The sequence below is a fragment of the Winogradskyella eckloniae genome (assembly GCF_013249045.1).
Classification (GTDB): domain Bacteria; phylum Bacteroidota; class Bacteroidia; order Flavobacteriales; family Flavobacteriaceae; genus Winogradskyella; species Winogradskyella eckloniae.
Map to the genome: position 1 here is coordinate 258,060 of NZ_JABRWP010000001.1, position 15,509 is coordinate 273,568.

Below are 15,509 nucleotides of genomic sequence, written 5' to 3' on the forward strand. Positions count from 1 at the left end.
TATGGAACGTAACGAGTTATACCCAATATTTGTAAAAGTACACGAGCTAAATGTCTTAATTGTAGGTGGCGGAAATGTAGGTTTAGAGAAATTATCTTTTCTTTTAAAATCGAGCCCAAATGCCAACGTAGAAGTCATTTCTATAGCGTTTTTAAAGGAGCTGGTTGACCTTGCTGAGAAGCATCCAACTGTAAAATTAACGCAAAAAGCTTATGACATTTCAGATTTAGAAAAACGTCATATGGTTATTGGTTGTACCGATAATCTCGATGTGAATTTGCAAATAAACAGAGAAGCTAAAGCCAAATATTTATTGGTAAATATTGCAGATACACCAGAACAATGTGATTATTACTTAGGAGGCATTGTCACTAAAGGACACGTAAAAATTGCGATTTCAACCAACGGAAAATCGCCAACTACGGCAAAACGAATTCGACAATTTTTAGAAGATGTCATTCCAGAAGATGTTAATGAAATGGTTCTTAATCTTAACGAATTTAGAAAAACCATTAAAGGCAATTTTGAAGAAAAAGTAGAAAAAATGAATCAGGTAACGAGAGCCTTGGTTAATAAAAAGAAATAATATGGCTGTAATAAAATATTTTGGAGCAATTGCAGAGGTAACAAATTGTAATGAAGAGCAAATTGCGGTTTCAGATTTAAAAGTTTCAGATTGTTTGGCGCTTTTAAATGAAAAATACAACCTCAATCAGTTTGATGTTTCTGTAGCATTAAATCAGAATTTAGTAGATAGAGATAGTACAATTAAATTGAGTGATAACGATGAAATTGCATTGTTGCCACCATTTGCAGGAGGATAATTTTGGAACGCTACAATAGACAAATACAATTACCACAAGTTGGTAAAACAGGTCAGCAAAAACTAAAAGATACTAAAATTTTAGTGGTTGGTGCTGGTGGTTTGGGTTGCGCTATTTTGCCGTATTTAGCCGCTTCTGGTATTGAAAACATCGGAATTATCGATGGAGACAGCATTGAAGAAACCAATTTACAACGTCAAATATTATATACAGAAACGTCTCTTAATCAGCAAAAAGTTGTTGTTGCAAAACAACAATTAGAAGCTTTAAATTCTAATGTCAATATTAAAATTTATAATTACTATTTATCTGGAGACAATGCCTTAGAGCTTTTTAAAAACTACGATATTATAATCGATGCCACAGACAGCATACACACGCGCTATTTAATTAATGATGCGTGTATAATTACCAATAAACCCTTTGTTTACGGTTCTATTTATAGGTTTGAAGGTCAGGTTTCGGTCTTCAATTATAAAAATGGACCAACTTATCGTTGTCTTTTTAAAAACGATAAAGCTAAAGTAACCAATTGCGAAACTGCTGGTGTTTTAGGAACAACTGTTGGTTTAATTGGTATGCTTCAAGCGAATGAAGTCATCAAAATGATTTTAGAAACAGGTGACGTTTTATCTGGAAAATTATTGGTGTATAACACCTTAAATAATACTCAGAATAGTATCAATTTCAAAAAATCTGAAACCATAAATATTGATGAAGCCTTTTTTAATTCAGAATATAAAACACATAAAATAGAAGCGGTTTGTATTAATGAAGCCATTTCTCAGAACCTTATTTTTATAGATGTTAGAGAATTGCACGAAACACCAAAATTAGAACTGCCAAATGGTGTGCAAATGCCTTTATCAACTCTAGAAACGAAGATTAAAAATCTAAATAAAAACGAAAACTATGCAGTTTACTGCCAAAGCGGAAAACGCAGTTTAGAAGCCATTAAATTATTGAAAAAGCATCAATTTCAAAATGTAAAAAATATTGAAGGTGGTGTAATTTCAATGCAACAAAACATCAACAATGAAAAAAGTATTTATTAACGGACCAATTACACCAGAATTCATAGCTAATTCTATAGAAAAACATCAAACTAAACACAGCATTGGTGCACACAATATTTTTTTAGGACAAGTGCGAGCAGACGTCATAAATGATAAAACCGTTGCAGGAATAGACTTTACGTGTTACGAAGAGATGGCGCATCCTATTTTAGATGATATTAGAGAAAAAGCGTTTAAGACATTCAACTTAACATGCATGCATATTTACCATAGTTTGGGAGAAATTAAAGCTGGCGAAGTCTGTTTTTTCGTTTTCGTTTCGGCAAAACACAGTAAAGAAGTGTATGCAGCTACAGAGTATTTAGTCAATATTGTAAAAAAGAAAGTGCCCATATTTGGAAAGGAAATTTTTGAAGATGAATCGCACCAATGGAAGGTTAATAAAGTTTAAAGAAGTAGAGTTATGGTAGATATTACGCACAAAATCAAAACACTTCGTGTGGCAACAGCAGAAGCCACTGTAAAAGTGAGCAAGCAAGAAACTATTGATGCGCTTCAAAATAATACAGTACCAAAAGGCAATGTGTTTGAGATGGCAAAAACAGCTGGTTTATTTGCTGTAAAAACCACGCACAATGTGATTCCAGATTGTCATCCGTTACCGATTGAATACACGGCAATTACCTATAAAATTGAAGGTTTAGAAGTAAAAATCAACTTAACCATAAAAACCATTTATAAAACTGGTGTGGAAGTAGAAGCCATGCATGGTGCTTCTGTTGTGGCCTTAACCATGTACGATATGTTGAAGCCTATTGACAAACAGATTGAAATAGGAAACATACGATTAGTTGAAAAACGCGGTGGAAAAAGTAGTTTTAAAACCAAGCATCGTTCACAATTAATAGCGAGTGTTATTGTGTGTTCGGATTCTATTTCCGAGGGTAAAAAAGAAGATTTTGCAGGAAAAGCTATCATTGAAAAATTGAAGCAAAGTGACATTGAAATTAGTAATTATGATATCATTCCAGATGAAATAGAAGCCATTAGAAACAAAGCCATGTTGTATTCTGAAACTTCTAATTTAGTCATCTTTACAGGTGGAACGGGCTTATCATTCAGAGACGTTACGCCTGAAGCTTTAGAGCCAATTTTAGAACGACGAATTCCTGGTGTAGAAGAAGCCATTAGAAGTTACGGACAAGACCGAATGCCTTATGCCATGTTGTCTAGAAGTGTTTGCGGTACTATTGGAGACAGTTTAATATTGGCATTACCAGGTTCAACAAATGGCGCCAAAGAATCTATGGATGCTGTGTTTCCACATTTAACACATGTTTTTAAAATACTAAAAGGTCAGCAACATTAATAATGCAAAAACCAAACACCATTTTAACAGATACTTTAGGTAGAACACACAACTACCTTAGAATCTCATTGACCGAAAAATGCAATTTGCGTTGCACGTATTGTATGCCATCTGAAGGTGTGCAATTGACACCAAGACAGCATTTAATGAATGCAGATGAGGTTTATGAAATCGCGAAAGTTTTTGTGGCAAATGGTGTAGATAAGATTCGACTAACAGGAGGCGAACCTTTAGTGAGGAAAGATTTTAAAGCTATTTTGAAACGTTTGTCATCACTAAAAACAACCCTTTCCATTACTACAAACGGAATTTTAGTTGACCGATTTATTGACGATTTTAAAACCTATGGCTTAAAAAACATCAATGTAAGTTTAGATACTTTAGATGCTGAAAAATTTAATCATATCACAAGACGAAATCAATTTGCTAAAGCCTACGATAATATTCATTTGTTAATTGAAAATGGTTTTAAAGTAAAGCTAAATATTGTTTTAATTAAAGGTTTTAATGATAATGAAATTATTGATTTTATTGCTTTGACGAAAGCGTTACCAATTTCAATCCGGTTTATAGAATTTATGCCTTTTGATGGTAATAACTGGAATAAATCAAAACTGGTTACACAACAAGATATCTTAGAACAAACCACAAATCATTTTGGAGCTGAGAATTTAATAAAGCTTGAAAATGAAAACAACTTTACATCTAGAGATTATAAAATTTCTGGTCATAAAGGCGAATTCGGAATCATTAGTTCTGTGAGTAATCCTTTTTGTGATGGTTGCAATAGAATTCGTTTAACAGCCAATGGTAAAGTTAAAAATTGCCTATTTTCTAATAATGAAACGGATATTTTAACGGCTTTAAGAAACCAAGAATCTATTGAAGATTATATCGCAAAAGCCATTTATAAAAAGCTTCCAAAACGAGGCGGAATGAACAGTTTTGAGCAACTAAACGACCCAAAACAACACTCTAATAATAGAAGTATGATTACTATTGGAGGATAGTTATTTAACTAAGCTTTTTGGTAAAGGTTTTCTTTTCAAAATTAGATTTAGGCGCCTCACAAAGTGAACACACATAGTTGTCGCTTAAATCTTCAAAAGTAGTGTTGGGTTCAATGTTTTGGGTAATGTCGCCATACGATTGGTTATATACCGTTAAACAATCTTTACATTGGTAAACTTCGTATTCAATTTCTTCTTCTTCCACTTCAAGCGGTTCTAGTGCGTTGCTTTCGGAGCCTAATTGTTCAAAATACAAACGACTGAGTTCTAAAAGTAAACTTGGCAATTCTGCTTTATCAACCTCTTGTACATGCACAATATATTCTCTTGTGTTTGGGTCGAAATTTTTAGCGTATAATAAGTTATACGTGTCTCTAATTTTAAAATCTTTTAAACCCGTAGGAGGAGCATTTTTTTCAATAACAATAGAGGTAAAATAATATGCTTTTTTTGCGTATTCGGTTATACCAAAAGTTAATCCATAAGTACTAATATCATTAGTGTCAAAATAATTAACAAGGTACTTTTTTAGTTCTAATGCGCTTTCGTTGGCTACAGGTAAATGCCAGTTTAACTCTAGCATAGAATGCCTAACATTGATACCGTGTTTACCAAGAAATTTTTCCCAATGCAATTTGGCGGTTCTTGGAATGTCTTTTACAATAAAGGATTTCCAAGGTGTGATAGATATTTTACCAATTTTACAATCTGAACACAAATCGCACATGGCTTTTAAAAATTTTAAATCGTATCGATTATTGCGCCAATATAGTCCAAGCCAGTATTTATCACTTCCTATTCTGTTCATACCTTCATAATAAGGAAACGGATGAAACGGTATATGCAAAGGTTTGTCTATTGTAATGTTATTGGTTTGTATGGCGTCGTTGACCAAATCAAAAATCATATCTACAGTTTCTGGCTCTTCTTTTATCAGATTTTCTATAACGGTTGCTACTTTAGCCATATCCCAACTATAGATTAAAACAGGATAGACTTCCATTTTTTTCCAAAAAGGCAATCTAATATAAAGGTACCAATAGTCTTCTTGCTCTGATGCAATAAAATTGAGATGACCAGTAAATAAAGGAACCAAACGTTGTTTTGGGTCTGTAATGTTTATTTTTAAATTATGGGTTTCTCTAAATTGTTCTAAAACGTAAAGGTATCGATCGCCTGTAAGCCAAGAGGTGTTAGGAAATATATCTGCAGAGACGTATGAAGACATAATGTTTTCTGAAAGATCTCTTGACGGATTTACCATTTGAAAATCTTCTATGGTTTTTGTTTTTTCATCATTTAAAGCATCTGGAAATAAAATGTCTTGTCTAGAGCCAAATGAAATAACATCAGAGCCTAAATCTTCTGCGGATTGGCAAATTAGTTTTAATTCTGCTGGTGATAACACACCGCCTTTTATTATTAATCGATTTAATCTATTAATCATGCTAATTCCTTTTGCGCATTAAGAATTTCTCTAACTTCTGTTTTACAGCTGCCACAACCTAAACCAGCACCTGTTTGTTTACATAAATCTGTAAAATTAGTACAGCCATTTGTTATAGCTTCTGCTAAGTTACCATCACCTACTTGACTACATGAGCATATAAGTTTACCTAAAACGGGTTTGTCATTAGAAGCACCTCTCAATAAAGTGTCTCTTTTATTTGAGAGTTCAACCTTACTTTCAATTAATCCCTTAAATTCTGCAAATTCATTTTTATCACCGACCAAAACAGCACCAACCAGTAAGTCGTCTTTAACGATACATTTTTTGTAATAGCGTTTGCTCATATCTGTAAAAATGATTTCCTCATAGCTAGGATCGTTTTCTGGTACAGATATGTTGCCTATACTACACAGGTCTAAATCGCTAAATTTTAATATATTCATAGCCACAGAGCCTTTATAGATGCTACTAATATCCCCTAAAATAAAATTGGCTAAAATGGCAGCTTGTTCTTCTGCGGCTGATGTTATACCTAATAAGGTTTTATTGAATTCGGCTATTTCTCCTATCGCAAAAATATTAGGATCTGAAGATTGTAAATGTTGGTTTACCTTTATGCCTCGACCACAAGCAATACCAGAAGATTTTGCGATTTCTATATTTGGTCTTGTGCCAATAGCATATACTATAGCATTAGATTTAAATGCTTTTCCACTTTTTAAAGTTACGCCTAATTCATCTGTGTCTTCATCGTTAAAAACAGTGCTAACTTCGTTAGAAAAATAAACTTGTATACCTAGTTCTTGCACATGCATCGCAAGTAATTTACTAGAAAGTTGATCAAGCTGTCTTTCCATTAATCTTGATCCTCTTTGAATGATTGTAATGTTAATGTTTTTATGCTTTAAAGCTGCAGCAAGTTCTAGCCCTAAAAGTCCTCCTCCAACAATTGTTACGTGTTGTTCGTTAACGGGTAGTTGCGTTGCATTTAAGTATGATTTAAATCGGTCGGCATCTGTTTTACTTCTAAGTGTAAACCTACCAGGTAAATCTAATTGTACATCGTTGGGTACAAATGCGCGACTTCCAGTTGCTAATATTAGCTTGTCATAAGTGTGTTTATTACCTTTATTATCAATGGCAATTTTATTTTCCTTATCAATGTCTACAATAAATGTGTTGCCAAATAAATCTATCTTTAGTTTTTCTAGCTCTAGGTCTTTTATTTTTTGAAGTTGCTCCCAAGTTAATTCTTCAGTAACATATTCTGGTAGTAAAACACGGTTGTAAAAAGGATTGTCTTCTTTTGAGAATACACTAATTTTATCGTCTTCATTGTGGTCGCGATAGTTTTGTACAAATCTAAAAGCTGCAGCTCCAGCACCAACCACAATAATTTTTTCTTCTTGCTTTTTGTATTTTGAAACGGAAACGCGTGTGTATTTAAAGTCTGGTTCTTTAGATATAGGATCTATAAGGGTGTTCGTTAAATTGTTTGCTCGATTTAGGTCGCTTTGTAATTGTTTTCCCCAATGCATAGGTAAAAACACTACGCCAAGCCTAACATTATTAGTAAGTTTAGCGCGTACTCTAACAACGCCATTTTCGCTTTTTACCTCAACAACATCACCATCTTTTATTTTATTGACATAGGCATCTGCATTGTTGATTTCTAAAACAGGACTAGAGTAGTGGGTTTTTAATCTTGAAACCTTACCCGTTTTTGTCATGGTATGCCACTGGTCTCTAATTCTTCCTGTTGTTAGTATCAGCGGAAATTCTACATTGGGATAATCTGAAGTGTTTTTTGTGGTTGCCGGAATATTAAAAATGGCTTTTTGAGAAGGCGTATAGAATTTTTTATCCTCAAAAAGTCGTGGTGTACCTTTGTGTCCAGATGTTGGTACTGGCCATTGAAAGGTACCTTCATTTTTTAATCGCGAATAATTAAGATGAGAAATATCAATATTTGAACCTTTTGTCATTGCACAATATTCTTGATAAATCTCGCTTGTAGAATTATAATTAAAGCCCCTAAAATCCATTCTATTAGCAAAATCACATAAGATTTCAACATCTGGTCTTGCTTCTCCTGGCGCTTCAAGTGCTTTTGGTAAGTATGAAATGCGACGTTCAGAATTGGTCATGGTGCCTTCTTTTTCTAACCATGCGGCAGCTGGTAAAACTAAATCAGCGTAATCTACAGTATCTGCATTTTTAGAAATATCTTGTACAACAACAAATTTTGCGTTTTTTAGCGCTTTTTCTATGCGATGAGAATTGGGCATACTAACCATTGGATTAGTGCATATGATCCAAATAGCTTTCATTTTTCCGCTTTCTAAGGCGTCAAACATTTCGGTTGCGGTTAATCCTGGATTTGGCGAAATTTTGTCTACATTCCAAAAATCAGCAACATCATTTCTATCTTTTTCGTTAAGTAAATCTTTATGTACTGCTAATAAATTTGCCATACCTCCAACTTCTCTTCCACCCATAGCATTAGGCTGACCAGTTAAAGAGAATGGGCCAGAACCTGGCTTTCCTATTTGGCCAGTGATCAGTGATAAGTTTATTAATGAAAAATTCTTATACGTACCAATTGCACTTTGATTAAGTCCCATGGTCCACATGCTAATAAAACCTGTGGCATTACCTATCATTGAGGCGGCTTTTTTTATTTCATCTACAGTTATTCCGCAAATATGTGCTGCTTTTTTTAGCGATGTAGATTGCACATGTTTTTTGTATTTTTCAAAATCTTCAGTATGATTTTTAATGAAATTTTTATCAATTTTTTTTCTTTCTATAAGACGTCTTCCTATGGCATTGTTCAATACAATGTCAGTTCCAGGAATAATTTGAAGGTGTAAGTCAGCAGAGTTAGCCGTATCTGTTTTTCTGGGATCTACAACGATAATTTTAACATCAGGATTGTTTTCCTTATGCATTTCTAAGCGTCTAAAAAGAATAGGGTGACAATATGCAGGGTTTGCTCCTGTGATGAAAAAGCAATCTGCCAATTCAATATCTTCGTAAGAAATAGGTACGGAGTCTTCTCCGAATGCTTTTTTATATCCAACAACTGCAGAACTCATACACAATCTAGAGTTAGTGTCAATGTTATTGGTGCCTAAGAATCCTTTGGTTAGTTTGTTAGCAATATAGTATTCTTCTGTAAGGCATTGACCAGATACGTAAAAACCTACACTATCGGGTCCGTATTTGTTAATGATAGATTTAAAAACTCCAGCAGCTCTATTAAGTGCGCTGTCCCAAGATACACGCTCGTAAGGATGTGAGCGACTCCATCGCATTTGTGGGTATAATAGTCTATCTGAAGTATCTTTTGCAACGTAGTGAAGGTTCATGCCTTTAGAGCATAACATCCCTTTGTTTACTGGATGTTCTTTGTCACCTTCTACAGTGATGTTGTCGTTAATATCTTTTTTAACAATGATTCCACAACCAACTCCACAATATGAACACGTGGTTTTTATTTGTTTTTGCTGCACGAGACTTAATTTTTAATGAGAACTTATCTATTAAATGCGTTCTGTTGATAAAATTCAATAGTGACACGTATTATCGTAGTTGTAAGTGGTGTCTTAATTGAGTTTATATTTATAAAAATACGTATTTATACGTAATTTTTTATTAAAAACTAGGTATTTTAAATCGAATTATTAATATGTTAATGAGGACATGATTTTTTAGGGATACAATAAAAAAAGTGCTTATTAATTTATTAAATGAAGACTTTGGGCTTATTCGAAATTAAATTCTGCCGCTTTATTAGAGAGTTCAATGAGGTTCTTTACTTTTAATTTTTTCATGAGGTTAAACCGATGCACTTCTGCAGTTCGTTTACTTACATCTAGTTCCGAAGCAATGTCTTTATTACTGTTTCCTTTTAATACAAGTTTAAGAATTTGTTTTTCTCTTTTGGTTAATTGGTAAGGATTCTCATCTAGCTTCGTTTTAGAAGCTTCAGATTTGATGGTTTTATTGGTAAGATTGTTAATGATAATTGCAGAGATGTCACCAGTAAAATATTTACCGCCAGAAGCGATGTTGTGCAAAGCTTTTAAAAATTCTTCTTTACTTGCTCCTTTTAATAAATAGCCGTCTGCTCCTGCTTCAATAGCATTGAGAACATATTCTTCGGAGTCGTGCATGGAAAGGACCAGAGTTTTTATATCTGGATAATTCTTTTTGACTTCTTTTACAACTTCAATACCATTCATTAACGGCATTCGTATATCAACAATAAGTAAATTAGGTTTTTGTTTTTTTAAGATATCTAAAGCTTCGAGTCCATTGGAAGCTTCATCTATGACCGTAACGCCTTTTTCTTCTTCTAAAAGGGCCTTAATTCCATCTCTTACAAGGACATGATCATCAACAAGAACTATATTTAGGCTATTCATTACTACGTAGTATTTTGAATATCAAAAATAGAATTTTTAAGTAATTTTACCTAATTTTTATATGGGTATGTTTAAGGTAATCCGTGTGCCGTTTTCTGGAGACGAGTCTACAAAAAACCGTCCATTAATATAGGATATACGTTCTTTCATAAACATCATTCCCATACCACCAGATTCTTTCGATTTATTTTTATTGTTGTTAATATCAAACCCAACACCATTGTCATCTATGGTAATGCTTAGTATATTTTGGCTATGTGATAACGTTACAATGATATGACTGGATTGTGCGTATTTAATAGCGTTATTAATAGCTTCTTGGGTTATTCTGTAAATATTTATTTCTACTAATGAGTCTAAGCGTTGATCAAAGTCGGTTTTGTTGTAGAATTCAATTTTTTTATTTGTAAACTTATTGAGTTCTTGTGTTAGTTTGGTTAACGCAGGTATTATTCCGTAGTCACCCAATTCTGGTGGAGCAAGGTTAAATGTAGCTGTTCTAACACCTTGGATAATGTTAGATGATAATTCTTTAAGATATTCAACTTTTACATTTGTTTTTTCTACTTCTTTAGGGTTAATGCTCTCTAAGTTAAACTTTAAGCCTGTGAGCATTTGCCCTATACCATCATGTATATCTTTAGCAATTCTATTTTGTTCTTTTTCTTGGTTTTCAATTATCTTACTAGCGATTATTTTTTGTTGGTTCATTTTCTCCTCGTAACGTTCATTAGAAAGTTTTTCGACTTCTAACTGTGCACTTTTTCTTTTAGTAATATCTGAGGAAATTATTAAAAATTCGGATTTTTCATTAATTCCATAAAACGGAATAATATACATTTCTAACCAAATACTAGTGTTGTCTTTTTTGGTTGCTTTTACTTCACCTTGCCATCCTAGTTTACTGTGTTGCGCTAGAAGATTGTCAATAACTTCTTGTTCGCGTTGGTGTATGGATAGTACTTCAGAAAATTTTAAGCCCTCTTTAAAATGTGGTATTTTAAAAAGTTTAGAAAATTTATCTCCAATATGTATAATGGAACCATTAGAATTTATTCTAGCAAATAAAAGAGTTTGGTCCATGACCTCGTTTAATTTACGAAGTTCTTTAACTGAATTCTCATTTTTCTCTCGTAGAATATCAGCATCACGAGCAATTTTTAGAGCAGCTGTTTCGGATTTTAATAGACGTTTTATTGTAGTTTTTACAAACTTAGCAGAAGGCCAAAAAATAAAAATAAATTCTGCTAACAAAACGGTTAGTGATATGAGCATTAATAATAGTTCTAAATTGCGTAAGCGTTCTACTTTTGCATTAGCTTCAATATTATATTGGTTGACAATTTTATCCATTAGTTGAAGAAATTTACCTTCGTTTTCTTCAACTATTTTAGTTTGATTTTTTAATAAATTGGAAGCGGTTTTCGGATGGGATTCTATGCTTTTAATTACTGTGTTTGCTGCGGTAAGAATAGATTGATAATATGGTGAAATGGTCTTAAACATTAATACGATGGTTTCGCTATTTTCACCAGGAAGTTTTATGCTATCATTACCATTTTGAAGGCCAATATGTGATGTTTTCCATAAATTTAGGGTAACTTTTAATTGGTTTTTTAAGTCAATTTTATGTTGCGTATTACTTTGAGTAGAGATTAATAGCATCTCTTTGGTAATTTTTTGACTTAACATGCGTTGTCTACCAGCAACATTGATTACGGTAGAATCACTTTGTTGGTCATCTAAATAAATTCTTACAAAAAGCTGACTAATGATGACAGAAATTGCTATTGCGCTGAGGGCAAAAATGTATAATCGTTTAAGTTTATTAAACGTACGGTTGTCTAATGAGCTTACATTAGCTGTCATTGTTGTGTTTTTATTCTAAAGCCTTTGTTACAAGTGCTAATGCACGAGGTGATAATTGTAACTTTAAGGCTGTTTCTTGACCTTTAGGAGACATTTTTTTCCATGTTTTTTGAAGAATGTCTATAATTTTTTCGTCAGTGTGTTTTGCTATAAAATCATCTAGATAATAATCCAAAAAAACAACACAAGCAACGTCTTCTAAAGTTTGGGTATCTGCATCTTTTTTTAAGCGTTTTTTTGTAATTAAAAATGACACACGATCGATGAATTCTTTTGAATAACCAACCTCTTCTAAAATCTTTTCTGTAACGTCTGCATGCATTTTTTTAAGATCGTTTCTCCAATTAAAATACCCTATTTTATCCATTGGATAAGCTTTTCGTTGAATAGCCCAACGACATATGTGTTGTGCTCTTACGGCAATTTTAAGTTCTTCAGACGCATTTGGCTTTAAGTCCAAAAGCTTAGTTGTCATTCGTTGAGAATATAGGAGTTCTTTGGGAAATTCAGTAGTTTCAAATACTACGGTATTTGGATCTTCAGAATTTTTTTGGTCTATAATTGCAATGGCTTGGTTAAATTTGGTTTTCAAAATTAAAGTGTTTAAAAGTATTTTCTAAATCTATTCAGAAAATCCAATATACACAATGTTATTTTCAATTTTCACAGGGTAAGTTGCTATAGCTTCTAAATTACCATTAAGGTTTTCTCCTGTTTTTAAAGAGAATGTTTTTTTGTGCATTGGACAAGCTACTTTAGGAATGCCTCCTTGATCTCCTATCATTCCGCGAGACAATACCATTTCTAATTTATGAGGACAAAGGTTTTGACAGGCGTACCATGTTTGGGTTCTATTAAAGTTAAATACTGCAATTTGCTTGTCTTTGTATTTTACACAAGCTCCTCCATCTACAGGGAAATCACTAACTAAAGCTGCTTTAAACCAAACTTTTACATTGTCTAATTCTGTGGTTGTATATTTATTTAGAATGTCTTCCATAATGTTTTAGGTTTTATTTTTACTTCCAAGGTTCAGGCATTTTTTGATCGCGCATTGGCACAAACACCAGGTTGTCATCTTCCTCCTCACTATTGACAAAGTGGTTAAAACGTTTCATCATTTCTGGGTCATTAACGGCCTGTGTCCATTCGCATTCAAACTTATTGACTAGGGTTTGCATTTCATTTTCTAGATCGTCTACAATACCTAATTTATCTTCAATAATAACGTCTTTTAGGTAGTCTAATCCGCCTTCTAATCGTTCTTGCCAAGCGGCTGTTCTTTGTAGAGGTTTTGCGGTTCTCATGTAGAACATAAGATATCTGTCTAGATATTTTATTACGGTTTCATTGTCTATTTGTTCTGCAAATAATTCTGCGTGTCTTGGCGTTGCTCCTCCATTGCCTCCTAGGTAGAGATTCCAACCTCCTTCAACAGCAATTAGTCCAAAATCTTTTCCGCGTGCTTCTGCACATTCTCTAATACATCCGGAGACACCACCTTTAATTTTGTGTGGCGCACGTATGCCACGATATCGGTTTTCTAGTTCAATACCGAATGAAACACTTTCGTCCATGCCGTAACGACACCAAGTTGATCCAACGCATGTTTTTACGGTACGTAGCGATTTACCATAGGCATGACCACTTTCAAATCCATGACTAATAAGTTCTTTCCATATTAATGGTAATTGTTGTAGTGTTGCTCCAAATAAATCTATTCGTACACCACCAGTGACTTTAGTGTATAAATCATATTTTTTAGCAATTTTTCCTAGAGCAATAAGTTTGTCTGGAGTAATCTCTCCTCCTGGAACTCTAGGTACTACCGAATAGGTTCCGTTACGCTGAATGTTTGCTAAAAACCTATCATTAGAGTCTTGTATAGCATACTCTTTGTTGGCAGTATCTGCATTAATAGAAGCCATTAATGATGCCACTAATGGTTTGCATAGTTCACAACCGTGACCACCATTGCCATGGTTGTCTATCACTTCGTTAAATGTAGTATAGCCTTTTACTTGAATGATTTTGTAAAGGTCTTGCCTGCTTAAATCAAAGTGTTCGCAAACCCCTTCTTTAACTTCAATGCCTAATGCTTTTAAAGTTGCGTTAGTGAGGTCTGTAACCATAGGTTTACAGCCACCACATCCAGTACCAGCTTTTGTGCAACTTATAACACCTGTAACATCTGTGGCTTCTCCGTTTTCTATGGTACTACATATTTGGCCTTTAGTGACGCTTTCACAAGAACAGACTTGTGCTTCATCTGGCAAATCAGTAACATCGCCAAAGGAGGCTCCACCTTCACTGGCAGGAAGTATGAGCTGCGCTGGGTCTTCAGGAATTGCCATGCCATTTAAGTAAATTTGATGCAGCATATTGTAGTCTGTAGCATCACCAACTAAAATACCACCAAGAAGTGATTTTCCATCAAGACTTACGTTGATGCGTTTGTATAAATGTTGTGTTTTGTTTTCAAATATGATAGAATGTCCTTTTGATGCAGGCATAAAAGGTTCGCCAAAACTAGCAACATCGACACCAATTAGTTTTAGCTTTGTAGACATGTCTATCTCGTCTGACATTAAAGATTCTGTTTGGCCTAAAATCTGATTGGCAGCAACATCTGCCATGTCATATCCAGGTGCCACTAAGCCGTAAATCATATGGTTGTAGAGAGCTACTTCTCCTATAGCGTATATGTTTGGGTCTGAAGTTTGCATTTTGTTATTTACCACGATACCACCTCGTACGCCCATTTCTAAATCGCAAGTTCTACCTAATTCATCTCTAGGTCTAATACCTGCAGATATAATTAACATTTCTACATTTAGTACATCATCTTCGCCAAATTCCATACCTGTGATATAGCCATCGTTTCCTAAAATTTGATTAGTCGCTTTGCTTAAGTGAATATTTAAACCAATAGATTCTAGTTTTAATTGTAGCACCTGGCTGCTTCTAGAGTCTAATTGTCTTGGCATTAATTTTGGGGCAAATTCTACGATATGTGGTTCTAATCCCATATCCATAACGGCTTTTCCAGCTTCTAGGCCTAATAATCCGCCACCAAGCACAGCTGCTCTTGCATTTGGGTTTTTCTTTTTTAGCTGTGAAGCGTAAGCAAGCATACCTTCTAAATCCTCAATGGTTCTATATACAAAAACTCCTTTTTTCTCTACGCCTTTTATTGGCGGAACAAAAGCTGAAGATCCTGTAGCTAAAACTAAGTAATCATAGGAATATACTTTTTCGTCAACACTTGTAATTGTTTTTTGGGTTCTGTGAATATCGGTAATACGTGTATGTGTAATTAATTCAATACCGTTATCTTCATACCATGATTTGGGTGCCATTTCTAAAGCTTTGGCATCCTGGTTTTCAAAAAATTCACTTAAATGAACACGATCGTAAGCAGGTCTTGGTTCTTCACCAAAAACAATAATTTTAAAATCGCTTTGGTTGTTTTTGGCTATAAATTTTTCGCAAAACTTGTAACCAACCATTCCATTTCCAATAACAATTATGGTTTTCATAA

13 protein-coding genes are annotated in these 15,509 nt (G+C 33.8%); 6 read left to right on the top strand and 7 right to left on the bottom strand.

Going from position 1 to position 15,509, the window contains the following annotated elements; all coding sequences use genetic code 11:
* Position 1 precedes the first annotated feature (1 nt).
* From HNV08_RS01195 to moaA, 6 genes are read left to right on the top strand one after another with little or no spacing between them, the layout of a single operon-like run.
* On the top strand, positions 2 to 586 hold the full coding sequence (locus HNV08_RS01195) for a precorrin-2 dehydrogenase/sirohydrochlorin ferrochelatase family protein (RefSeq protein WP_173279285.1): 585 nt from the start codon (positions 2 to 4) through the stop codon (positions 584 to 586).
* A gap of 1 nt (position 587) precedes the next feature.
* A complete protein-coding gene (locus HNV08_RS01200; RefSeq protein WP_173279286.1) occupies positions 588 to 824 on the top strand; it encodes a MoaD/ThiS family protein in 237 nt (78 codons plus the stop codon).
* A 2-nt stretch (positions 825 to 826) separates the two neighbouring features.
* On the top strand, positions 827 to 1,879 hold the full coding sequence (locus HNV08_RS01205; RefSeq protein ID WP_173279287.1) for a HesA/MoeB/ThiF family protein: 1,053 nt from the start codon (positions 827 to 829) through the stop codon (positions 1,877 to 1,879).
* On the top strand, positions 1,860 to 2,291 hold the full coding sequence (locus HNV08_RS01210) for a molybdenum cofactor biosynthesis protein MoaE (protein ID WP_173279288.1): 432 nt from the start codon (positions 1,860 to 1,862) through the stop codon (positions 2,289 to 2,291). The genes HNV08_RS01205 and HNV08_RS01210 overlap by 20 nt, the downstream gene beginning before the upstream one ends.
* Positions 2,292 to 2,303: 12 nt before the next feature.
* Positions 2,304 to 3,209 carry a bifunctional molybdenum cofactor biosynthesis protein MoaC/MoaB gene (gene moaCB, locus HNV08_RS01215; protein WP_173279289.1) on the top strand — a complete coding sequence of 302 codons (906 nt, stop codon included), beginning with the start codon at positions 2,304 to 2,306 and terminating at the stop codon, positions 3,207 to 3,209.
* A 2-nt stretch (positions 3,210 to 3,211) separates the two neighbouring features.
* Entirely contained in the window at positions 3,212 to 4,219 is a 1,008-nt protein-coding gene (moaA, locus tag HNV08_RS01220) for a GTP 3',8-cyclase MoaA (protein WP_173279290.1), read from the top strand.
* Between the two features lie 4 nt (positions 4,220 to 4,223).
* On the opposite strand, the gene HNV08_RS01225 is transcribed toward moaA, so the two are convergent.
* The 7 genes from HNV08_RS01225 to nirB form a co-directional block, all read right to left on the bottom strand.
* Positions 4,224 to 5,666: a rubredoxin gene (locus HNV08_RS01225; protein WP_173279291.1), complete on the bottom strand. Its 1,443-nt coding sequence runs from the start codon at positions 5,664 to 5,666 to the stop codon at positions 4,224 to 4,226.
* Positions 5,663 to 9,184: a molybdopterin-dependent oxidoreductase gene (locus tag HNV08_RS01230; RefSeq protein WP_173279292.1), complete on the bottom strand. Its 3,522-nt coding sequence runs from the start codon at positions 9,182 to 9,184 to the stop codon at positions 5,663 to 5,665. The genes HNV08_RS01225 and HNV08_RS01230 overlap by 4 nt, the downstream gene beginning before the upstream one ends.
* 252 nt (positions 9,185 to 9,436) lie before the next feature.
* Complete coding sequence (locus HNV08_RS01235; RefSeq protein WP_173279293.1) at positions 9,437 to 10,099, bottom strand: response regulator; 663 nt, start codon at positions 10,097 to 10,099, stop codon at positions 9,437 to 9,439.
* A 57-nt stretch (positions 10,100 to 10,156) separates the two neighbouring features.
* Positions 10,157 to 11,968 carry a sensor histidine kinase gene (locus tag HNV08_RS01240; protein WP_173279294.1) on the bottom strand — a complete coding sequence of 604 codons (1,812 nt, stop codon included), beginning with the start codon at positions 11,966 to 11,968 and terminating at the stop codon, positions 10,157 to 10,159.
* Positions 11,969 to 11,978: 10 nt separating this feature from the next.
* Positions 11,979 to 12,560, bottom strand: coding sequence for a DUF4202 domain-containing protein (locus HNV08_RS01245; protein ID WP_194241958.1), 582 nt, complete (start codon positions 12,558 to 12,560; stop codon positions 11,979 to 11,981).
* A gap of 30 nt (positions 12,561 to 12,590) precedes the next feature.
* Positions 12,591 to 12,968, bottom strand: coding sequence for a nitrite reductase small subunit NirD (gene nirD, locus HNV08_RS01250; RefSeq protein ID WP_173279295.1), 378 nt, complete (start codon positions 12,966 to 12,968; stop codon positions 12,591 to 12,593).
* A 19-nt stretch (positions 12,969 to 12,987) separates the two neighbouring features.
* On the bottom strand, positions 12,988 to 15,507 hold the full coding sequence (gene nirB, locus HNV08_RS01255; RefSeq protein ID WP_173279296.1) for a nitrite reductase large subunit NirB: 2,520 nt from the start codon (positions 15,505 to 15,507) through the stop codon (positions 12,988 to 12,990).
* Between the last annotated feature and the right edge of the window lie 2 nt (positions 15,508 to 15,509).